This window comes from Actinomyces sp. 565, from assembly GCF_010365615.1.
In the GTDB taxonomy this organism is placed as follows: Bacteria; Actinomycetota; Actinomycetes; order Actinomycetales; family Actinomycetaceae; genus Actinomyces.
The window spans coordinates 1-22,825 of record NZ_PIZD01000022.1 but is presented as its reverse complement, the minus strand read 5'-3'; the positions used below and the strand labels follow the sequence as shown (position 1 = coordinate 22,825).

General features: G+C 68.8%; 13 protein-coding genes. 9 read left to right on the top strand and 4 right to left on the bottom strand.

Going from position 1 to position 22,825, the window contains the following annotated elements:
• The first annotated feature begins 314 nt into the window (after positions 1-314).
• Positions 315-3,020 carry a pyruvate, phosphate dikinase gene (ppdK, locus tag GZ997_RS04120; RefSeq protein ID WP_162678959.1) on the top strand — a complete coding sequence of 902 codons (2,706 nt, stop codon included), beginning with the start codon at positions 315-317 and terminating at the stop codon, positions 3,018-3,020.
• Between the two features lie 186 nt (positions 3,021-3,206).
• On the opposite strand, the gene GZ997_RS04115 is transcribed toward ppdK, so the two are convergent.
• Positions 3,207-3,746, bottom strand: coding sequence for a MauE/DoxX family redox-associated membrane protein (locus GZ997_RS04115; protein ID WP_162678958.1), 540 nt, complete (start codon positions 3,744-3,746; stop codon positions 3,207-3,209).
• Between the two features lie 267 nt (positions 3,747-4,013).
• Here GZ997_RS04115 and GZ997_RS04110 point away from each other — a divergent pair, with 267 nt between their 5' ends.
• From GZ997_RS04110 to GZ997_RS12395, 7 genes are all read left to right on the top strand, one after another.
• Positions 4,014-4,283: a hypothetical protein gene (locus tag GZ997_RS04110; RefSeq protein ID WP_161924906.1), complete on the top strand. Its 270-nt coding sequence runs from the start codon at positions 4,014-4,016 to the stop codon at positions 4,281-4,283.
• Positions 4,284-4,342: 59 nt separating this feature from the next.
• Positions 4,343-6,448 (top strand): DUF6571 family protein, encoded by a 2,106-nt coding sequence (locus tag GZ997_RS04105; protein WP_162678957.1) that lies wholly within the window; start codon positions 4,343-4,345, stop codon positions 6,446-6,448.
• 1,108 nt (positions 6,449-7,556) lie between these two features.
• The gene (locus GZ997_RS04100; protein ID WP_162678956.1) at positions 7,557-7,781 is read left to right on the top strand and encodes a hypothetical protein; all 225 of its coding nucleotides are present in this window, start codon (positions 7,557-7,559) and stop codon (positions 7,779-7,781) included.
• 167 nt (positions 7,782-7,948) lie between these two features.
• Positions 7,949-10,267 carry a DUF6571 family protein gene (locus tag GZ997_RS04095; RefSeq protein ID WP_162678955.1) on the top strand — a complete coding sequence of 773 codons (2,319 nt, stop codon included), beginning with the start codon at positions 7,949-7,951 and terminating at the stop codon, positions 10,265-10,267.
• Between the two features lie 124 nt (positions 10,268-10,391).
• Complete coding sequence (locus tag GZ997_RS04090; protein WP_238994248.1) at positions 10,392-11,393, top strand: AAA family ATPase; 1,002 nt, start codon at positions 10,392-10,394, stop codon at positions 11,391-11,393.
• 73 nt (positions 11,394-11,466) lie between these two features.
• Complete coding sequence (locus GZ997_RS04085; RefSeq protein ID WP_162678954.1) at positions 11,467-15,198, top strand: transglutaminase domain-containing protein; 3,732 nt, start codon at positions 11,467-11,469, stop codon at positions 15,196-15,198.
• Between the two features lie 299 nt (positions 15,199-15,497).
• Positions 15,498-16,535 carry a hypothetical protein gene (locus GZ997_RS12395; RefSeq protein ID WP_203233980.1) on the top strand — a complete coding sequence of 346 codons (1,038 nt, stop codon included), beginning with the start codon at positions 15,498-15,500 and terminating at the stop codon, positions 16,533-16,535.
• A 421-nt stretch (positions 16,536-16,956) separates the two neighbouring features.
• Here GZ997_RS12395 and GZ997_RS04075 read toward each other — a convergent pair whose 3' ends face one another.
• The 3 genes from GZ997_RS04075 to GZ997_RS04065 all read right to left on the bottom strand — a co-directional run bounded on the left by GZ997_RS04075 (position 16,957) and on the right by GZ997_RS04065 (position 20,825).
• The gene (locus GZ997_RS04075) at positions 16,957-17,979 is read right to left on the bottom strand and encodes an alpha/beta hydrolase (RefSeq protein ID WP_343212275.1); all 1,023 of its coding nucleotides are present in this window, start codon (positions 17,977-17,979) and stop codon (positions 16,957-16,959) included.
• 95 nt (positions 17,980-18,074) lie between these two features.
• The gene (locus GZ997_RS04070; protein WP_237564172.1) at positions 18,075-19,265 is read right to left on the bottom strand and encodes a homoserine O-acetyltransferase; all 1,191 of its coding nucleotides are present in this window, start codon (positions 19,263-19,265) and stop codon (positions 18,075-18,077) included.
• 198 nt (positions 19,266-19,463) lie between these two features.
• Entirely contained in the window at positions 19,464-20,825 is a 1,362-nt protein-coding gene (locus GZ997_RS04065; protein ID WP_162678952.1) for a PLP-dependent transferase, read from the bottom strand.
• 352 nt (positions 20,826-21,177) lie between these two features.
• On the opposite strand from GZ997_RS04065, the gene GZ997_RS04060 reads away from it, so the two are divergent.
• Entirely contained in the window at positions 21,178-22,719 is a 1,542-nt protein-coding gene (locus tag GZ997_RS04060) for a C40 family peptidase (protein WP_343212266.1), read from the top strand.
• The last annotated feature ends 106 nt before the right edge of the window (positions 22,720-22,825 follow it).

The following is a 22,825-nucleotide window of genomic DNA, read 5'->3' as shown; positions in this document are numbered from 1 at the left end:
CCTGCTCGCTCCTGCGAACCCCCTCCGACCCCACGAGCAACCCCACTCCGCAAACCGGAAGCCTCCGAAGAGTAGAACGGAGCGCATTAGTCGCTGCACTCCGCTTTCCGCGGGCTGGTGCTGCGTGCCGCCTGCAGCGAGAGGCGCGCCGTCCGCGCACCCCGTGCGGTGAGCTGGTGCGTATTTTGTCCGTACAAATAGCGACGATATGGCGACATGGCGCCGGAAAGTGGCGTTAGGACTGAAGTCACATTAGAGTGTGCGCTGTCAACGCGCGCGGGCGCATAGCCAACCAGAACTAGAAAGAGGCGACGATGCCCAAGTACGTATACCGCTTCAGTGAGGGAGACAAGGACCAGAAGGACCTCCTGGGCGGTAAAGGGGCCAACCTCGCCGAGATGACCCGACTCGGCCTGCCGGTGCCGCCCGGCTTCACCATCACCACCGACGCCTGCCGGGCCTATCTGCGCGACGGCGTCGTCCCCGATGAGCTAGCCGTCCAGGTCACCACTGCCCTCCGGCAGGTCGAGGAGGAGCTCGGCCGCCAGCTGGGTGACGCCGAGGACCCGCTGCTCGTGTCAGTGCGCTCCGGCGCCAAGTTCTCCATGCCCGGCATGATGGAGACGGTCCTGAACATCGGGCTGAACGACGCCTCGGTCAAGGGCCTGGCCGCCGCTTCAGGCGATGAGCGCTTCGCCTGGGACTCCTACCGCCGCCTGATCCAGATGTTCGGCAAGACCGTGCTCGACGTCGACGGCGATCACTTCTCCGACGCCCTGGACGCCAAGAAGGTCGAGCGCGGCGTCAGCCTCGACTACGAGCTAGACGTGGATGCCCTCAAGGAGCTCGTGGAGCAGTACAAGGCGATCGTCGCCGAGCACGCAGGCATCGACTTCCCCCAGGACCCGCGCGCCCAGCTGGACATGGCCACGGAGGCCGTCTTCCGCTCCTGGAACACCGAGCGCGCCCACATCTACCGGCGCCGCGAGAAGATCCCGCACGACCTGGGCACCGCCGTCAACGTGTGCACCATGGTGTTCGGCAACATGGGGGAGACCTCCGGCACCGGCGTGTGCTTCACCCGCGACCCCTCGACCGGCCGCTCCGGCGTGTACGGCGACTACCTGGTCAACGCCCAGGGTGAGGACGTCGTCGCCGGCATCCGCAACACCCTGTCCCTGGCGGACTTGGAGCGCCTGGACAAGACCAGCTACGACGAGCTGCGCGCCGCCATGCGCCGCCTGGAGACCCACTACCGCGACCTGTGCGACATCGAGTTCACCATTGAGCGCGGCAAGCTCTGGCTGCTGCAGACCCGCGTGGGCAAGCGCACCGCAGCGGCGGCCTTCCGCGTGGCCACCCAGCTGGTGGACGAGAAGCTGATCACCATGGACGAGGCCCTCACCCGCGTCACCGGTGATCAGCTCACTCAGCTGATGTTCCCGCAGTTCGGCGACGACGCCGGACGCGACCTGATCACCCGCGCCATGCCCGCATCCCCGGGCGCCGCCGTCGGCCACATCGCCTTCGACAACGCCGAGGCCGTCGCCCGTGCCGAGGCCGGGGAGTCCGTCATCCTGGTGCGTCGCGAGACCAACCCCGACGACCTGCCGGGCATGGTCGCCGCCGTCGGCGTGCTTACCGCCCGCGGCGGGAAGACCTCGCACGCCGCCGTCGTCGCCCGCGGCATGGGCAAGACCTGCGTGTGCGGCGCCGAGGCGCTGGAGGTGGACGCCGCCGCCCGCACCGTGCGTGTGGCCGGGCGGGAGGCGCCCCTGACCAGTGACGATGTGATCGCGATCGACGGCACCACCGGTGAGGTGTTCCTGGGGGAGGTCGCCGTGGTCGACTCCCCGGTGATGACCTACCTGCGCCGTGGCCTGGACACGGCGCTGGCCTCCGCCGCCGACGACGACTCCCGCGAGCTGGTCACCAGCGTGGACCGCATCATGCGGCGGGCCGATGAGGTACGCCGCCTGCAGGTGCGTGCCAACGCCGACACCCCCGACGACGCCCGCCACGCCATCCACCGCGGCGCTCAGGGCGTGGGCCTGTGCCGCACCGAGCACATGTTCCTCGGTGAGCGCAAGCAGTACGTGCAGAACCTGATCCTCGCCGCCGACGGCGCCGAGCGGGAGGCCGCCCTGGCCGCCTTGCTGCCGCTGCAGAAGGGCGACTTCGTGCAGATGCTTGAGACGATGGACGGCAAGCCCATGACGGTGCGCCTGATCGACCCGCCGCTGCACGAGTTCCTCCCCGACCTGACCGAGCTGAGCGTCAAGGTTGCGGTTGACCGGGAGCGCGGCACCCTGGACCCGGCCGACGAGCAGCTGCTCGCCGTGGTGCGCCGCAACCACGAGGCCAACCCGATGCTCGGTCTGCGCGGCGTGCGTCTGCTGCTGACCATGCCGGGCCTGATCGAGCTGCAGGTGCGGGCCATCGCGGAGGCCGCCGTCGAGCGGCTCAAGGCGGGCGGCGATCCCCGCCCGGAGGTGATGATCCCGCTGATCGGATCGGTGCGGGAGCTGCAGTTGGCGCGGGAGCGCGCGGAGGCGGTGCTGGCGGAGGTGTCCGCGGAGTCCGGTTTCGACCTCGACTTCCCGGTCGGCTGCATGATTGAGCTGCCGCGGGCTGCCGTTACCGCGGCGCACATCGCCGAGGAGGCGGACTTCTTCTCCTTCGGCACTAATGACCTGACCCAGACCACCTGGGGCTTCTCCCGCGACGACGTGGAGGCGTCCTTCGTGGGCCGCTACATCGAGGCGGGCATCTTCGGCACTTCCCCGTTCGAGTCCATTGACGTCGATGGCGTGGGCGGCATGGTGCAGCTGGGCGTCGACGGCGGCCGGTCTACCAAGCCGGGCATGAAGATGGGCGTGTGCGGTGAGCACGGTGGTGACCCCGACTCGATCGCCTTCTTCCACCGGGTCGGTTTGGACTATGTGTCATGCTCGCCGTTCCGCGTGCCGGTGGCGCGTCTGGAAGCGGGTCGGGCGGCGGTGCTGGAGCCGGCCGAGTGACGCATTGGTGAAGCGTCGGCGTGCCGTCGATGTGAAGCGCTGACGGCACGCCGGCGGGGCTCCGATACGAACTTTTGCACCCTGGTGTACGGCAGTTTTCCGCACACCAGGGTGCAAAAGTTCGCAGTAGGGGCATTTGGTCGCCGTTGAGGGCAGCGGCTGGGTGTTGGCAGGGGAGGGTATCTCTCAGGCTGGCTGCGGCCGACGGAACTTGTCCCAGTTTGTCAGGAGGTTGAAGCCTGCGGCTATGCCTAGCACGATTACCGCCAGGTTGCTGCCGGGGCTGGACAGGACGAGGCGCTGCGGGGTGATGAGTAGGTCGGCAATGAGCACGGCGGCCAGTGCCGCGTCCACGACGACTATGCCGGGGCCCACTCTCCAGCGCAGCCTCGTGCCGAAGTAGCCGCAGTCCGCATGTATGCCGCGTGCGACTACGCTGGCAGATGCGCCGGCCAGGGTCAGTAGCAGGACCGCTGCGATGGTCTCGGTAATGGGCAGGCGGCCGCCCAGTATCAGGCAGCCTGCCAAGAACAGCTCGATCACAGGTAGAGCCAGTGCCACATGACGGGCTGAGCGCCCGGACACTATGCGGTAGCCGACAACGTCCGCTACCTGCTGATCGCGCGACGTGGAGAGCTTTGCGTAGGCGCTCAGAGCCATCAGCAGACCGGTCAGGATCCGACCCGCTGCGAGCATCATGGCGACAGTCGAGAGCAAGGTACTCACGCTCCTTCCGCGTCCAGGAGTGCATTACTGCACGATGGGGTGCTGGAGGACGGCATCTCCATCGTGCGCCGCTCCCGGGCGCATGTCAACAGGAAGGAGCGCGCAGACGGCATCCTCCCACGCGGCCTCTGCATGCTGCGCGCAAGCAGCTACGCGGCGTGCTGGCAAAGTAGAGTCAAGCGATGGGCGTAACGCAGCCTGTTAGTTGCGGTACAGTGATGGTGAGTCGATGGCCGCCCGAGTCGCCTAGTAACCCTGGAGGAAGAGATGTCCGAGAAGGAAAAGCTCACCGAGCTGAAGGAATATGTCGATCGCAAGAACCGCGAGACGGACCTGGTGAATCCGTACGCCTGCACCGTTGTGGAGGGGCTGCATGGCTGGGTGAATGCGTCCGACACCTGGGAGGGGCCGCTGGCGGATGAAGAGTCCGAGGAGACGAAGGCCGAGATTGACGCGCTGATTGGTGTGTTTGCGGCGCTCAGTGAGGATCTTGCGACGGCAATAGCCAACGCAGAAAGCGGCGAGGAGGATAGCTGACGCCCATAGGGGTGTCGGGAATTCCGCCTGGTTGCAGCATAGGAAGGGGAGGAACAATAATGACAAAGGTATCCCTCAACGCAGAGAAGCTGGAAACCGCCATCGCTCAAATCCGTAAGGTTGCCACCGACGCGGAAGGCGCTCGGAGCTCAATCAATCTCGAGATTAACAACGCCGATGTCGCCGTGCCTGACACTGACTTCAGCACGGACGCGTTGACCGCCATTGATAACCTGAGGGCCAGAGCAGATGAGATTGAGTCCTGCAAGGACGAGATCGTGCGGCTGAATGAGTCGGGAATCGCGGGCATGGACGCTAACGGCGTCATCACCTACAATTTGCCGGACACCGTGACGATCAACTCTTCGGACGATCTCAGTTCGGTAGTCCAGGCGGAGATCGACGCGGAGAAGGCGAAGAACGCAGATCCCGATGAGCTGCTGGACCTGATGAATGGATCGGTAGCAGACCATCAGGATGATGAGGTCTATGCTGCGGCCTTCGCCGACGCCATGGGACCCGAGGGCATGGCCGATCTGGCCTACACGATTGACAAGCACCGGCAGTACCAGCTTGAGAACTTTCCGGACTACGATCCGAAGGATCCCGACACTGACTACGGCACTCGCTGGGATAGGACCAACGAAGCATGGTTGTCCGCTCAGGCGACGCTGTCGATCTGCTTCGGCACGGCGACGAACTCCTCTGCCTGGACGCCCCAGCACCGCAAGGAGTATGCGGAGGAGCTGGCGGAACTCGTCACGGACGAAGATCAGCCCTACTACATGCCACTCGGCTTCAACCTGCTGCTGGAAGGCGCGAACCGAACCGCAGCGAATACGGCCGAGGTTGACGGCGAGGCGGTGCAGGCCGGCGGAGTGTTCAACAAGTACTTCCTGCAGGATCTGGGGAATGCCATACAGGCGCATGAGAAGACCAGCGAAGGTTACCCGGCGTGGCGGGAGATGATGCTGAAGACCTCTTCGCCTGAGGGGAGCATGGGTGATTGGGATCCTATGGCCGGGATTCTGACTGCGATGGGGCGGCAGCCTGATGCGGCTTTGGACTTCCTGGCGCCGCCGGTTGATGATCGCGCCACCGAGCAGACCGTGGAGGTTGATGGTACTACCTGGGAGTGGCTTAAGGGGCGTGACTGGGATTCGACCAGTTTTGAGGCGCTTACGGCGGCCATTGCGGGCGCTTCGGAGCATCGTCAGTTGACGACGGGTACGAAGGACGAGCGTGCCGCGTGGATCACGGAGCAGGCGGTGGTTGACATGGCCGGGCGCAAGGATGGCCTGTGGACGGACACTTCGCGGCAGAACACGGCCGTGGTACTGGCCAATTCCATGCAGGAGGTGGATGAGGCCGCAGGCGACGTTCAAAGAAATTCACGGAGATCGCAATTCAATGCTGCGATGCCCGCTGGCTGGGATGAGAAGCACGACGAGGAGGTGCGCGCATTGTTGCAGGAGACGCTCAAGGATGACGTCGCCTTGCAGACCGTCTCCGACGCTGCAGGCAGGTACGCGTCTGCGCGCATGGATAGCGCATTGGATGCTCTGCCGGAAGACGCGAGTGGGGAGGAGGCGTATAAGCGGGCGTCTCAAACGGGGTACAGTAATGGCCGCCTTATCGGATATATTCAGGGTGCCGCGGAGAAGGGGCGCGGCGACGCCGCAGCCGAGAAAGACGCGACCAATCAGATGATCCTAAACGCCTTTGGTAAAGGGCTGAGCTTCATACCGGGACCACAGTCCGCTGTGGCAGGAAAGGCGCTAAGTATCGCGGAGTCGTATGCGCTCGATATGGTGGGGGACTGCTTGCCATCAAATGCGCAGCAGGCGCAGGACGAGGCGGTGAGTATGCAGGAGCAAGCCATGAGGAGAATATTAGCGGAATCGTATGTCAAGCTTGATGAACGCGGGTATTTGCCGCCCGAGGCATACTTGGACTACGAGAACAACTATTACGAGGATTCCTGGATGAAGCGCGACGATCAGGGAGACTTGCATATTGACGGTGAGGCGTTGCTGTCCAATCCGGAAAGCATCGAGCAGTTCATGGGGTGGATTGAAGATGATTGGGAGCTTGACTCTGTTCTGGGTGAGGCATTGATGGGGTCGAATGGTTTCGAAGCAGGCGCTAAGAGTGGGAGGCGATGATGGGGCAAATACAACGTGATGTGGGTGTCAAGGCGCGTGTAGTTTGGGTTTTGCTAATTCTGGCGTGTACGGGGTGCTTCGGGGGTTGTGCCGATGATTCGATCACGGGCCCTTACTGTGGGCTGATTGCCGAGGAGGACGTGACTCCGATAGTGGGTCGTGTGACGGAGGTTGAGGAGGGGGGTGGCAGGCTGTCATATTGTACTATCGAGGGTGAGCGTGCTGTGTTGGCGGTGCACGGCACTAGCGACTCGTGGGTTGTGTTTGGGCAGGATGGTGACAACGCGTTTACGACGTTGGAGGCGATTACTGGGGGTGAGGGGCGTGAGATCCCGGGTACGGAAGCGCGCGTATTCTCTTACCTGTCTACGGGAAATCCTGTGCACCCGAATGCTTATGCTTATTGGTTGGAGGGGCGTGCCGGGTTTGCCATGTACACGGTGGTTGCCGAGGATGCTGATGAGTCGACGGTTGCGGCGTTGGAGGAGTTGGTGATCAAGTACGCACCACAGGTCTTGGATGGCGTGGCTTCGCGTTCGGAGGACCCAGGCCCTAACTGGAATGATCCGGCGACTGGTGCGCCTGGTGCCGAGTCGTCTGCTTCCCAGGCTGCAGACATGTCCAGCGATGCTGACTCAACGTCCACCGGATCGCCAGGTCAGTGACAATGATGCGACTCAAGTTCAGCCGTGTGCGGTCACTCCGTGCTGTTGTGGTGGCGCTGCTAGTGGTCGCGCCGTTAGGTTGCGTAAGTGGTTGCGCTGATGATTCGATCGCGGGCCCATACTGTGGGCTGATTGCCGAGGAGGATGTACACCCTATTGTGGGTCGTGTGACGGAGGTTGAGGAGGGGGATGGCGGACTGCTCTATTGTAGAGTTCGGGGTGAGCGCGCTGTACTGGTTGCGAGCGGTACGGACGACTCGTGGGTTTCGTATGGGCGTAACGGCAATAACGCGTTTACGACGTTGGAGGCGATCACTGGGGGTGAGGGGCGTGAAGTTCCGGGGGCCGATGCGCGTGTATTCTCCTATCTTCGGCCGCACACTGAGTCTCCGGATGCTTATGCGTATTGGTTGGAAGGTCGTGCCGGGTTCACGATGTACACGGTGGTTGCCGAGGACGCTGACGAGTCGACAGCTGCGGCGTTGGAGGAGTTGGTGATCAAGTACGCGCCGCAGGTGCTGGATGGGGTGGACTCGCGTACAGCGGACCCCGGTCGCAACCGGGGCGATCCGGCCACCGGCACTCCCAGTCCCGAGTCGTCGGCCGCACAGACCACGGACTCGTCCAGAGGGGCGGAGTCTACGTCCACCGGATCGCCAGGTCAGTGACAATGATGCGACTCAACTTCAGCCGTGTGCGGTCACTCCGGGCTGTTGTGGTGGCGCTGCTAGTGGTTGCGCCGTTAGGTTGCGTAAGTGGCTGCGCTGATGATTCGATCGCGGGCCCATACTGTGGGCTGATTGCCGAGGAGGATGTACACCCTATTGTGGGTCGTGTGACGGAGGTCGAGGAGGGTAGTGACGGAGTGTTCTATTGTAGCATTGAGGGTGAGCGTGCCGTATTGGCCGCGCACGGTACGGCGGATTCATGGGTGGCGTTCGGGCGTGGTGGTAATAATGCGTTTACCACGTTGGAGGCGATTGCTGGGGGTGAGGGGCGTGAGGTCCCGGGTGCGGATGCGCGTGTATTCTCCTATCTTGGGCGGTACCCAAAGCACCCGAATGCTTATGCTTATTGGTTGGAAGGTCGTGCCGGGTTTGCCATGTACACGGTAGTTGCGGAGGATGCTGATGAGTCGACGGTTGCGGCGTTGGAGGAGTTGGTGATCAAGTACGCGCCACAGGTGCTGGATGGGGTGGCATCGCGTACAGCGGACCCCGGTCGCAACCGGGACGATCCTGCCACCGGCACTCCCAGTCCCGAGCCGTCTGCCTCTGCCACCGCCGCGACGACTGCCTCTGTCACGGCAGGGACGGAGGGATCGGACCGGGCTCGAAGCGATGCGGAGAAGGCGAAGAACGCCAAGCCCGATGAGCTGCTGGAACTGATTAACGGATTGTTGGCCGACCACAAGGACGATGGGGTCTATGCCGCGGCCTTTGCCGACGCCATGGGCCCAGAGGGGATGATGGAACTGGCCTACACGATCAACCAGCAGAGGCAGCAGCAGACCGAAAACCTGCCCGCTTACGATCCGAATGACCCCGACGCCGAATACGTGACCCGTTGGCAGCAGACCGAAGACGCGTGGCTGTCGGCCCAGGCGACGCTATCGATCTGCCTCGGCACTGCGACGAACTCCTCGGCCTGGACTCCCCAGCACCGCACGGACTACGCGAAGATACTCAGTGAGCTGCTCGCGGACGAGAGCCAGTCCTACTACATGCCGCTCGGCTTCAACCTGCTGCTTGCGGGAGCCGACCGTTCGGTCATGAACCTGGTCGAGGTTGACGGCGGGGTGGTGCAGGCCGGCGGGGAGTTCGACAAGTATTTCCTGCTGGACCTGGGGCATGCCTTGCAGGCGTATGAGCAGACCGATAGCGATCTGCCAGTGTGGCAGTTGCAGCGGATGAAGACGTCGTCTCCGGAAGGCGGCGTGGGTGATTGGGATCCCATGGCCGGGATTCTGACTGCGATGGGGCGGCAGCCCGATGCGGCTTTGGACCTCCTGGCGCCGCCGGTTGATGACCGTGCCATCGAGCAGACCGTGGAGGTTGATGGCACGACCTGGGAGTGGTTGCGGGGACGTGACTGGGACTCGACCAGTTTCGAAGCGCTCACGGCGGCCGTTGCCGGCGCTTCGGAGCACCGGCAACTGACCACGGGGACCAAGGATGAGCGTGCCGCGTGGATCACGGAGCACGCAGTGGTTGACATGGCCGGGCGTAAGGGCAGCCTGTGGACTGATACTTCGCGGCAGAACGCGGCCGTGGTGCTGGCAAACTCCATGGAGGAGATTGACGAGACCGCCACCGATAGCGATAATTCGGTAAAGTTTTCGCGGTTTGAGGCAGGTTTGCCGGCCGGTTGGCGAGGATATCGCGACGATGAGATCACCGTACTGCTGCGGGAGATACTCAAAGACGACATCGCCCTGCAGGCCGTGTCTGAGGCCGCGGGCCGATACACCTCACTGCGCCTCGACGATGCGCTGGATACGCTGCCTGCAGACTCTGATGACTCGGAGGACTCGGGATATTCGAGTCTGAAGGCTGCGAGTGCCCTGATTGTTCAGAAACTTGAGCCCGATGGCCGTCTACTCGGTTACATTCAGGGAGCTGCGGAGAAGGGGCGCGACGATGATGGCGAGCAGTTGGATGCGACGAACCAGATGCTCCTCGATGCTTTCGACGACGGGGTGTACTCCACCGCCGCTACCGTTGCCGGCGCCGCCGGGCCCGCCTGGGGCGGTACGGCGCGAAACATTGCGCAGTCCTATCTGGTGGCTGCGCTGCAGAAACCCGTTGCCGGCGCGTCCGGCTGGAGTGACGTTCAGGACTACGGCATGTCGGAGGCGGTGAGGCGGCATTTCCTGGTGGAGGCATATGTCAAGCTCGATGAGCGCGGACTTCTGCCGGCCGGCGTCTATGAGGGCGTTGAGGACAAGGCCTACACCGGCTTCGATGCGTGGATGAAACGGGATGCCGCCGGAAACTCCTACCTCGACGCCGCGGCGCTGCTGTCCGACCCGGACCATATGGGACAGTTCGTCGGTTGGCTTACAGATGACCCTGATCTTGCCGGGGTTAACCTCCGCGACGGTGTGCCGGCAGTAAAGGCGTTTGAAGCGGGCCACGATGCGGGCGGAGCATGAATACCGCGCTGCACGGCTACGGCACGGCACGGCCGGCTCCTGACCGGGCTATGCGCGCCCCGTACGCGCTGCCAGGTACCGCCATCCCCTGTCAACGGCTGATGGGCTCTGCCAGAATCGACGCATGACCAGCGCTGATAGCCGCGGCGCCGCCGACGCGCACGCACCGATGGCCCCCGCCGCCCTGCGCGAACTCGCCGGCGCACTGCGGGAGCGGATGCAGCGCGTCGTCGTCGGCAAGACCGAGGCGATCGACACCCTCCTGGCCACTTTCCTGGCCGGCGGCCACCTCTTGATCGAGGACGTGCCCGGCGTCGCCAAGACCACCCTGGCCCTGGCACTCGCGCGCTGCCTGGACCTGAGCTCGGCCCGCATCCAGTTCACCGCCGACCTCCTGCCCGCAGACGTCACCGGGGTCAGTGTCTACGACCAGTCCACCCGCGAGTTCCGCTTCCACCCCGGCCCGGTGTTCGCCGGCGTCGTCGTCGCCGACGAGATCAACCGGGCCACCCCGCGCACCCAGTCCGCCCTGCTGGAGGCCATGGGGGAGGGGCAGGTCAGCGTCGAGGGGCGGACCCTGCCCCTGCCCGACCCGTTCATCGTCGTCGCCACCCAGAACCCCCTGGAGATGGAGGGCACCTTCGCCCTGCCGGAGGCCCAGCGCGACCGCTTCATGACCCGCCTGACCATGGGCTACCCCGACGCCGGCGCCGAGGCCGCCATGCTGCTCGCCCGCGGCGGCGCCGACCCGCTCGCCGACCTCGCCCCCATCGCCTCCGAGCACGACGCCCGCGCGGCGCGCACCACCGTCGCCTCCCTGCACCTGGCCCCCGCCGTCGCCCGCTACATCGTCGCCCTGGTATCCGCCACCCGCAGCGACGAGGCCATCGCCCTGGGCGCGAGCCCCCGCGCCTCCCTGCACCTGGCCGCCGTCGCCCGCGCCCGCGCCGCCATGGCCGGACGCAACTTCGTCTCGCCCGACGACGTCGCCCGCACCGCCGTCCACGTGCTCGCCCACCGGCTCATCCCGGCCGGAAGCCCCGCCTCGGCTGCCGACGCGCTCGCCGCCTCCACCCAAGCCCTGTGGCGCATCCTCGCGAGCACGCCCGTACCGGCGGGTGACTGAGCCAATGCCACTAGACGCGGGCGGCGCCACACCGCAACCCTCCGGGTGCCACCGCCCCAGTGGGCGCCTGCGCGTGACCCGAGCCGCAGCCGCCGACGGACAGCCCACGCGCCGGCTCGTCCCCTGGGCGGCTCCGTCAACGACCGGCTGGCAGGTACTCGTGCTCGGGGCGGCCCTGGTACTCGGTGGCCGCCTCACCGGCCTGAGCCTGATGCGCGACCTGGGTCTCCTTCTCACGGCAACGGCCGGAGCCGCCCTTGTGGCAGGCTGGCTGATGGCTCTCGCCGCCAGGCCGCGAGCGCGGCTGAGCGGACCCGGTGAGGTAGGTGAGGTCCACGTCGGCCAGGATGCGGTCTGGCAGCTGGCCGTCGCCACCCGGCTGCCCCGGTGGGTACCCCTGTGGGTGACCTGGCACGTCGCCGGTGCTCGGCTCACGGTCCCGGTGGTGCAGGGTGGCTGCGCGATCTCCTACCGTCCGCACCGGCGCGGACCGCTCACCGTAAGCGCGCCCGCGCTCACCTGCTACGACCCACTCGGGCTCGCACGCGCCCGCATTCCCATGCGCCTGGACGGCAGCGTGCTGGTCCTGCCCCGACCACTGCCGCCACCGGCTGAGGCCGCCGCCACCGGCACAGCTGACACGGCAGGCGGCGTGGACGCGGCTGCCCCGTCCCGTTCGCACCCCGGTACCTCCGGCCGGCAACTCGGTAACCTGCGCGAATACCGGCCCGGCGACTGGCTCGGATCCGTCCACTGGCGCCAGTCCGCGCGCACCGGACGGCTCATCGTCATTGACCGCGAGCACGAGGGCCGAGGCCTGCGCCGCCTGCGGCTAGACCTGCGCGCCTGCGCCTACACGGCGCATGCTGAGGCACCGGGTGGCGCCGCAGCCGCCTTCGAGGGCGCCGTCAGCACGGCCACCGGACTGATCGAGGCGTGGGCGCGCGCCGGGCACGACGTCGAGCTGCACCTGGGCACCGAGCGCCACCGCGCCACCGCGGCGCACTCCACCGCCCTGCTGCGACGCCTCGCCACGGTTGAGATGAGCAGCCTGCCGGAGGACGACGCCGCCGACCTCCCTCCCGGCGGCCCACGCCCCGGCACCCGTGCGGCCGACGCCGGGCCCTTTGCCGAGGCCGATGTCTTCATCACTGGTGCCCCGGCCGAGCCGCAGCCCCCGCCCGGGACCCTGGTGCTGGTGGCGGACACGCAGGCCTGCGCCAGCGCGGCCACGGATGCGGCGGCCGCCTCGCCCCCGGCACGCGCCGGCCTGAGGGCGAGGCGGGATGCGCCCACTAGTCGGCCGCGCCTGCGCGCCGCCCGCTGGCAGCCGCTGGCAGCCGGGCTCATCACCGTCGGCTTGTGGCACCTGGCCGCCACTGTGCTGGCACCGCTACTGACCCCGGCGCCCTGGGCCGGCCGCGGCCTGGCCGTTGCCGCCGTCGCCCTGCTGCTCCCCGCCCTGGTGCGCACAGCCCGGCCCCAGCGGGCGGGACTCGCCTGTGCCCTGGGCCTGCTCGCCGGATCCGGGGTGCTGTGGTGGGGTTGGCGCGGCACCGGCCAGGTGGAGTCCTGGCTCACCTCCCCCTCGACCCAGCTGCGCGAGGTCAGCAGCATGCTGCGCGACGGCATCGCCCCGTTGGACACCGGCGGCGCGCTCGGCTTCGCCCTGTGCCTGTTCACTTGGCTGCTGGCCTGGGTGGGCGCGCTTTCGAGCGCGGGCGGCGGCGATGGCTGCGGCGCCACCGGGCTGATCCCGGCCGCCGCGCTGCTGGCCCCCGGCATCGTCCTGGGGCAGCGGCCCGCCGACGACGTCGTACTGGCTGCCGGGGCGGGCGTGCTCGCGCTCATCCTCACAGCGGGGCCCGTGCCCGCCGCGGGCACGCGCAACCAGCACGGTTGGGAGGCGAAGCCGCCCCACGCAGCAGGACGCGCCGCGCCGCTGGTCGCATACGGCGCCGTGAGGCGCGCGCTCGGGAAACTGGCCGGCGTGGCGGTCGTGACCGCCCTGGCGGTCGGCACGGCCGGCGTCGCGGTGTCCCTCGCTCCGGCCGTGCCGGTGCGTGCATGGAGCTGGAACGTGAGCGGCGCGGGCGTGGCCGGCCTCTCCGTTCCTGATACCACGCTCACCCTGGACCAGGACCTGGTGCGCGGCTCTACCGCAACCGTATTTGAGTACACCTCCGACGTGCCGACCGGCACCTCCCTGCGCTTCCCCCTCGCCGTCATCCGAGACCTCGACGGCGATGCCTGGGAGCCCCTGGAAGATCCGGGACCCGCGAGCGCAGGCAGCCTGGTAGCGCCCGTCGGCGGCGGTGCGCTCACGGCCGGAGGGGCGCTCGTGGCCGCCGGAGTCAGCGCCGCCGAGGTGCGCTCCGGCGGCGCCGACCTGCCGGAGACTCACATAGGCATCCAGAACCTAGCCTCCGCACGCCTGCCGCTGGCCCAGTCGACCGCCCTGATAACGACGGATGCGAACGATGACGCGCTCGCGGTCTCGAACTGGGCGTGGGTGCCCGGCACCTCCACCGTCGTCGCCCGGGGCGCCGGTGCCACCAGGGGGAACCGTTACACGGTACGGGGGTGGAACGCCGTCGCCGGCCCGGACGGCACCCCGCAGGTCCTCCCGCCCTACGAGGCCGCCGCCGCGGATCCCCAGGAACTGGCCGCCTACACGGTCACGCCTCGCGGCTCGGCGGGCATCGCCCTGACTGCCCGGGAAGTGGTAGGGGCCGTGGGGCTCGACGGCACCGACGCGCCCCCGACCGCCCAGGCCGCCGCGCTGGCCGCCTGGTTCCACGGCGGTGACTTCGTGTACGACGAGTCCGCTCCCGGTGGCTTCTCCGGGAGCGGCGGGACCATGCCCGTGGACACCGTCGATGACTTCCTCACCGACCGCCACGGCTACTGCGTCCACTACGCCGCCGCCTTCACGCTCATGGCCCGCAGCCTGGGCCTGCCCACCCGCATCGCCATCGGCTACGCCTCCCGCGCCGACGGGGCGGCGACCCCCGTGTCCGGTCAGGAACTGCATGCCTGGCCCGAGGTGTGGTTCGACGACGTCGGCTGGGTGGCCTTCGAGCCCACGCCGGGCGGGGCCGGGCGGCGGGCCGACACCGGGGCGGACCCGCAGCCCTCACCCACCGCGGCGGGGACCGAGACACCGACCGCGTCGGCGTCGGCCGCGCCCGCGCCCACGGTGGTCGCGACCAGCAATGCGCCCGACCCCAGTGGTTCCAGTGGTGCAGCCGGCGCGGGGGACGCCACCCGGCCGGGGGCCCGCGCGCCGCAGCTGGCTGCGGCCGTGCTCGTAGCGCTGCTGCTCGCCGGTCCGGCGCTGGTGCGCTCCGGGCGGCGTCGACGCCGACTGGGCCGCATCCGGAACGGATCCAGACCCGCCGCCGCAGCCTGGCAGGAGCTGCGCGACACCGCCACCGATCTGGGGCTGTGGACGCCACCTGGACGCGTTGGCGCGGCCGGGCGAGCCGGGCGGCGGCCCGGTGGTGCCGGCCGGGGGCCGCGGGCGCGCACGCACGAGGCGCTGGCCGAGTATCTGGCCGCCCTACCCGGCCTGGAGGCCGCCGGGCGAGACCTGGAGGAGTTGGCGGGAGCCGCCGTCGCCGAGGCCTTCGGGGAGGGGGCGCTGGCACCCGCTCCGGGGGGCCGGGCCGACGGTACGGTCGGCGACCGGGAGCGCTTGGCCAGTGGACTGCGCACCGTGACGGCGAGCCTGGCCCGCGCCACGTCCCTGCGTCGACGCCTGCGCGCCCGACTGCTGCCCCCGAGCCTGTGGCGGCGACGCTGACCGGGCCGTCATCCGCGCCCAGCAGGCAGGGGACTCGCAGGTCGTCCCACGCCACGCCGCCCTGCTACGAGCCTTTGCCGCTTGGTTCGAGCTTTTGCGCCCTGGTGTACGGCGAATACCCGCACACCAGGGTGCAAAGCGTCGCAGCAGAACTCCCCGGGCGCCTTTAGATGTGTTGCCGGCGGACGGGATGTGCAGGAGCCCACACCGGTGCGATGTGCCGCGCTACGCATGAGAGGATGACCTAGCACAGCGCGCACCGTTGGGGCGGTGAGCGCCGGACAGGAAGGCACACCACGATGGCGCTCTTTGACCTTACGGACAAACGGCTTCAGCCCGCGGTTTTGGGGCGTCCCGCCACCGACGCCGACCGCAGCGCCGCCCTGGCTGCGGTACGGCGGCAGATCACCGAGGTGCTGCGCCGCCCGCTGCTGGCGATCGGCTGGGATCAGGTCGTCGGTGGGGATGCCCTGACCGCGCTCGACGCCGCCGGCCAGGTCGTCACTGTCGAAGTCATTGAGGTGCTCGACTCCACCGCCCTGCTGCTGGCCATGGCGCGCGCCACCAATACCGCGCTCACCGGCCGCGATCAGCTCGCCTCCCGCTACCCGGGCGCCCAGACAGCCTTCGAGCAGGACTGGGCCGATTTCCGCGGCAGCATGCCCGTGGGCAGTGAGCCCGGGCCCCGGCTGACCCTGATCGCCACCGAGATCGCCGACGACGTGCGCACCTGCCTCGGCATGGTCGCCGATTCCGGCGTGGAACTGCACGAGCTGCGGGTCCGGTCCACCGAGGACGGCCGTGTCCTGGTGTCCGTTGAGCTGCTGCGCACCAATGTGACCGGGCAGGCGCTGGACCTGAACGGGCAGACCGCCGCAGCCGCAGAGGGCTCCGATGACCCATTGCCCGACGACGCCACCGTGCCCACACCGGTAGTGGCGCAGTCGCCCGCCCCTCAAGACGGCCCGCAGGACGGCCCGCAGGACGACGCCCCGGTGGCCGCGTCCCCCGCCGGCGCCAACAGTGGACACCGCCTGGACGCGGCGGTACTGGGTGCCGAACCCACCGTCCCCTCCGGAGAGGCTTCGGAACGGGCTCTGGCGGACATCGCCCAGACGCTCGAGACGCCCGCGACCCTGGTGTGGCTGCGCCGGCGTCGGGGCATTGACCACCGGGCAACCCTGGCGGCCGACGGCACTATCACCCTCGCCGACGGCACCTCCTACCGTGACCCGTCCACAGCGGCCAATGCTGCCCAGAACACGCAGGATATCGACGGTTGGCGGGTATGGCGCGTCGGCGTCGGCGGCCCGAGCCTGCGCGAGCTACTGGCCTGAGGCCGCACCGGGGCAGCAGGCGGCAGCGGCCGTACCGGTCGTCTACTGCGAGCCTTTGCACCCTGGTGTGCGGCTATTTGCCATACACCAGGGTGCAAAAGCTCGCACCAGAGGGGGAAGGCCTGGCCCACGCCCAGGCCCGCGCGCATGCCCACGCGCATGGCCGCGTCCGCGACCGTGGGGGCCGTGGGGACGGGGCGCGCCGCAATGCTGGGAAACGACGGTGAGACGGCTGTGGCTGACAGGCCTCCATAGTGTGTTAGTGGTGATCCAGGTCGCCTCCGTTCGTCGGATGAGTGGGCCCCTGAACGAATGTCGACCGCAAGTCGGGGACATCCCCTACTTTCGACTGGGGAGTGCGGACGCCGGCCTACCCCCACAGGTCACGGAGTAGGCGTGGAACGCGCCCGGCTCCGGCGCCTCAGGTGAGCACGTAACCGCGCAGCCAGCGGCGCAGCGCGGAGTAGACCTGCTCACGCACCGGCGGGGCCGACAGCACCAGGTCGTGGACGCCGCCGTCGAAGCGGGCTACCGTCACCAGCTTGCCCAGGCCGATTGCGCGGTGGGCGGTGGCGTCCGCGTCCACCACCGTGTCGGTCTGGCGCGAGTCCGGAGTCCAGGTCACGCTCAAGTGGCTGCGGGCGGATCCCATGGACAGGACCGGGCAGCGCACGTCCAGGCCCTCAGAAACCCGGCGCTGACCGGCCAGGATCGCCAGGAGCCAGCCGGGGCGGATGGGGGCGGCCGGGACCATCTTCCAGCGCCTGTCGACGCTCCAGCCCGTGATGTAGGGGTCATCCGCCCAGGCGGGATCGGGCAGGGGGCCGTCCCGTTCGGGACTCCAGCCGTCAACGAGCGAGTAGAGCGCCTTGGGCGGATAAGAGCGGGTGGGTATCACCATGCGCGGGTCCCGGCGCGCCAGCGTGCGCACCACCGGTTCGCCCACGAGCCGCACCGGCTCGGAACCCTGAATCTCCAACCAGGCGGAGTTCAGCACCAGCGCGGAAATCGCCCCCGGGTGGCGGTCCGCCCACAGGGAGGCGACCAGCCCGCCGGTGGAGTGACCGTACAGGACGGTGGGCATGTCCCAGCCCTCGGCGGCGTGGACGGCGGCCAGGGCCAGTCCGATCTCCTCGTCGTAGTCGGTCAAGGAGTTGACCCAGCCGAGCATTTGCCCCGCGCGCAGGGAGCGCCCGTAGCGGCGCAGGTCCAGGGCATAGAAGGCGCCGCCCATGCGCGATACCTCGCGGGCGAAGTGCGCCTGAAAGAAGTAGTCGTTCCAACCGTGCAGGTACAGGAACGCGAAGCGCGGCGCCGTGGGCGTGCCGGGCACGGCTGCCGGGTCCAGCGCGGGCACGTGGTGCACCAGGGTGGCGACGGCGTCGTCGTCCTCCGCGTCCGGCAGCAGCCGCAGCGTGCGGGCGCGGAATCCCGGCCCGAGCACGTCGGGACCCCAGGCGTCGACGGGGGTCGGCTGTGGGGGCGGCGTCGGCTCCGTGGGAGCAGTGTGCTCGGGGCCTGCGGGGGCTGCGGGAGTGCTCACCGGGGCGTTTCGTCCTCGGTCAGGAAGCCTCGCAGGGCGGTGTCCATCTGCTCGGCCTCGATTAGGAAGCCGTCGTGCCCGTGTAGGGAGTGGATGGTGGTGCGGCGCGCGTCCGGGATGCCGGCGGCCAGCTCCTCGGCCTGCGCGGGCAGGAAGAGCCGGTCGGAGTCGACGTCGACCACCAGCGTGCGGGCGGTAACCGTGCTCAGGGCTGCCTGGATACCGCCGCGCCCGGCACCGACGTCGTGCACCATCATGGAGTGGTTGACGATCAGGTAAGTGTTGGCGTCGAAGCGTGCCAGCAACTTGCCGGAGTGGTGGTCCAGGTAGGACTCGATCTGGTAGCGGCCGCCGACGGCGGGATCCTCCTGGCCCTGGTGGGCGCGGCCGAAGCGCGTGTCCAGCTCCCCGGCGGAGCGGTAGGTGGTGTGCGCTATGGCGCGGGCCAGGCCGAGGCCGCGGACGGGGCCGACGCGGTGGTTGTAGTAGTCGCCGTCGAAGAAGTAGGGGTCGCCGACGATGGCCAGCTCCTGCAGGTGGCACCAGGCGAGCTGGTCGGCGGTGGTGGAGGCGCCGGTGGCTACCAGGGCCAGGTTGCGTACGCGCTCGGGGTGGGTGACGCCCCACTCCAGGGCGCGGTGCCCGCCCAGGGAAGCGCCGATGACCAGGTGGAAGGCGTCGATGCCGAGGGCGTCCGCCAGGCGCGACTCCGCCCGCACGGCGTCGCGAGTGGTCAGCCAGGGGAAGCGCGAGCCCCAGGGGCGCCCGTCCGGCGCGGTGGAGGAGGGGCCGGTGGAGCCCTGGCAGCCGCCCAGAATGTTCGCGGCCACCACGTAGTAGCGGTCGGTGTCGATGGCGCGGCCTGGGCCTACCAGCGTGTCCCACCAGCCGGCGGTGGGGTGCCCGGGGCCGGCCGCGCCGGTGACGTGGGAGTCGCCGGTCAGGGCGTGCAGCACCAGGACGGCATTGTCACGGGCGGGTGTGAGCTCTCCCCAGGTCTCGAATGCGAGGTGCGTTTCCGGCAGGATCTCGCCGGAGTCCAGCGGGAGGTCTCCGATCTCCAGGAAATGGCGCTGGCCGGGGTCGTCGCCTGGCCGCCAGGCGCCCGTCGGAGAGCCCGCCGAGCGGTCGACGAGCTTGAGGGTCGCCGTGCCGACCCCGGGCACCTGCGAAATGGGTGCGGTCATGGCCGTCATGGTAGCCGGGGAGGCTGTCTGCGGGCGAGGCCCGAGTGCGGGCGGCATGAGTGTGCGGCCGTGGAGCGTCGGCCCGGTGCCGCTGCCGTGCGGCCGCTCCACGTGCGGTGCCGCCGGTCTCGGTGCGTAACATCTACCGGTCTCGGTGCGTAACGTCTACCGGTCTCGGCGTGGGGGCGGGGCGCGATGCTAGAGCGCGGCGACGGCGGCCAGGCCCCGCTCCAGGTCGGCGATGATGTCATCCACGTGCTCAATGCCGATGCTCAGGCGGACGGTGCCGGCACTGATGCCGGCGCGGGCGAGCTCGGCGTCGGACAGCTGGGAGTGTGTGGTGGTGGCCGGGTGGACGCACAGGGAACGGACGTCGCCGATGTTGGCCAGGTTGGAGAACAGGGACAGGGCGTCGATGAAGGCGGCCCCGGCCTCGCGTCCGCCCGCCAGGTCGAAGGCGAAGACGCTGCCCGCACCGCGCGGGCAGTACTTGCGGTGCAGCGCGTAGTAGGGGCTGGACTTCAGGCCCGAGTAGCGCACCTCAGCCACCTCGGGCCGGCCCTCCAACCACTTGGCGACGGCGAGTGCGTTGTCCACGTGCCGCTCCATGCGCAGGGATAGGGTCTCCACGCCCTGCGCAATGAGGAAGGAGTCGGTGGGGCTCGCGGCGAAGCCGAGGTCGCGCTGGCCGGCGGTGTGAGCCCGCAGGATGAAGGCCATATTGCCCAGGGGGCTGCCCACGCCCAGGTCGCGGGCGTAGACGAGGCCGTTGTAAGAGGGGTCGGGGGTGTTGAACTCGGGGAAGCGCTCGGGCTGCGAGGCGAAGTCGAAGTTGCCGGAGTCGACGATCACTCCCATCACGGTGGAGCCGTGGCCGCCGAGGAACTTCGTGGCCGCGTGGACCACGATGTCGGCCCCCCACTCGAAGGGGCGGATCAGGTAGGGGGAGGCGACGGTGTTGTCCACCACCAGTGGGATGCCCAGCGCGTGCGCGGCCTGCGCGATCGCCTCGATGTCGAGGATGTCGCCCTTGGGGTTGGGGATGGACTCGCCGAAGAAGCAGATGGTGCGCTCGTCCGCGAGCGCGGCCCAGGCTGCCGGGTCACTGGGGTCGGAGACGAAGCGGGTCTCGATGCCCAGCTTGGGCAGGGTGTGGCTCAGCTGGTTGACGGTGCCGCCGTACAGGGAGGGCGAGGCGACGATGTTGCTCCCCTGCCCGCCCAGGGTGATGAAGGTCAGGGCCTGGGCGGCCATGCCCGAGGCCACCAGGTGGGCGCCGATGCCGCCCTCCAGGGCGGCGATGCGGCGGGCGACGATCTGGTTGGTGGGGTTGTCGAGGCGGGTGTAGATGGGGCCCAGGGACTTCAGCTCGAAGCGGTTGGCGGCCTCCTGGGCGTCGGGGAAGACGAAGGAGGTCGACTGGTAGATCGGGATGGCCCTGGCGCCGGTGTCGGAGTCGGGTGTGTGGCCGGCCTGGACCTGCATGGTTTCGAAGCGCCAGCCGGTCGGGTCTGCGGGGGAGGGGACGTGTCCCGGGGTGCTGGACGGGGCCTCTGCCATGAGAACTCCTTGATCAATGGCGGAATCGAGGGCGGTACCGACGGCGCCCGCGGCGACGGCATCGCCGGCGGACGTGTCAGCAGGCGGAACCACCGGGACCGTGGGCGGGCCGGAGGTGGCCGGACCTGTGGGAGAAACGCTACCTCAGAGTTGGGTGTGACGAATGCCACGCAATTGCGGTGCGTGTCGCGGATCCGCTGTATTCCGGGGCTGGTGGTACGTGTGAGGGCCTCTGTGACGGTTGTGAAATATGATGTTCTTGTTTCTCTTGCGGGCGTTGATGGGTACGGTATGCGAGGACACCCGGTCTGCGTCGGTCAAGGAGGCGCGCCGGAATACGTACGGAGATCTTGTGAGCACGACCCATCGCCCGCGCCGCCCCAGCGCACCCCTGCGCGCGAGCCTCACCGCCGCGGCCCTCGCACTCGCCGTCACGTTCACCCCGGCTGTTGCTGATGAAGTGACCCAGGATGACATCGACCGCGCCAAGTCCGCGGAGCAGGCAACCGCCGCCTCCATCGCCTCGCTGGAGGCGTCCTTGGCGCAGCTGAGTGTCAAGACCGCCGCCGCCGAGGTCGAGGCCGCTGCGGCCAACGAGGACTACCTCACCGCGCTTGACGAGCTGGATGCGGCCACCACGGACGCCGAGAACGCGCAGTCCCGGGCGGATGACGCCGCCGCGGAGACGGCGGAGGCCCGCACGGACCTGGGCGCCGTCGTCGCCGAGACCTACGAGCAGGGCAGTGCAGGCACCCTGGACGCCCTGGCCCCCTACCTGTCCAGTCAGACCCTCGGCGACGTCACCGACGTCAGTGTCGCGCTCGAACGCGCCGGGGAGGACACGGACTCCCAGCTGCAGAGCGTGGAGGCGCTGCAGGCGGTCGCGGACACGATGCAGTCCATCGCCGACTCCAAGGTCGAGGCGAAGCAGGCCGCTGCGGATACCGCCGCCACCGCCAAGGCCGATGCCGACGCCGCCGCCACCGCGGCGCAAGCGGCCCAGGCCTCCGCCGAGACCGAACGCGCCGGCCTCATCGCCCAGCTCGCCGAGCAGCGCAACACGACGGTTGAGCTGGAGACCGCCTACCAGGAGCAGCTGGAGGCGGAGCGCAAGGCGCGGGAGGAGGCCGCCGCCAAGGAGGCGGCCGAGCAGGCGGCTCGCGAGCAGGCAGCTCAGGCCGAGGCGGCCCGCAGCGCCGAGCAGAGCACGGCGGCTCCTTCCGGCTCCTCCGAGGGCTCCGCGAACTCGGGCTCGGGCGAGCAGTCCTCCGGCTCCTCCGGGGCGTCGTCGTCCCAGGGCCAGCAGTCGCAGTCCTCCTCCGGCGGGGGGACTTCATCGGGATCCTCCTCGTCAGGATCCTCCTCGCCGGGATCCTCCTCGTCGGGATCCTCCTCTTCCGGGGGCTCCTCCGGTAGCTCCTCATCCGGCTCCTCCTCTTCCGGGGGCTCCTCGGGGGCGAGCTCCTCCGGGTCTGCCTCCCAGAGCACGCGGCAGACCGCGACGGCCTCCAACGCATCGGCGTCGGGCGGTGCCGCTGCCAGCACGGCCATCGCCGCCGCCTACACCTACATCGGAGTGCCCTACGTCTGGGCGGGCGAGTCCTATGGCGGCGTGGACTGCTCCGGCCTGACGATGCTGTCCTACCGGGCGGCGGGCGTCTACCTGACCCACTCCTCCAGGGCCCAGTACGGGCAGGGCACACTGATCCCGCTGGGCAGCGCGCAACCCGGCGACCTGGTCTTCTGGTCCTCCAACGGCACCCAGTCCGGCATCTACCACGTGGCCATGTACCTGGGCAACGGGCAGATGATCGAGGCGCCTACCTTCGGCTACACCGTGCGCGTGACCTCCATGCGCTACTCCGGCGCCATGCCCTACGCCGTACGCCCCTGAGGCCGACGACGACGCCGCGCGCGAGCTGCCGCGGGCCGTGCGGCGGCGCAGCTGAGCGCCGACCCGGCTGGGCAGGCCGAGCGGGCGCGGCCCCGGTGCCGCGCCC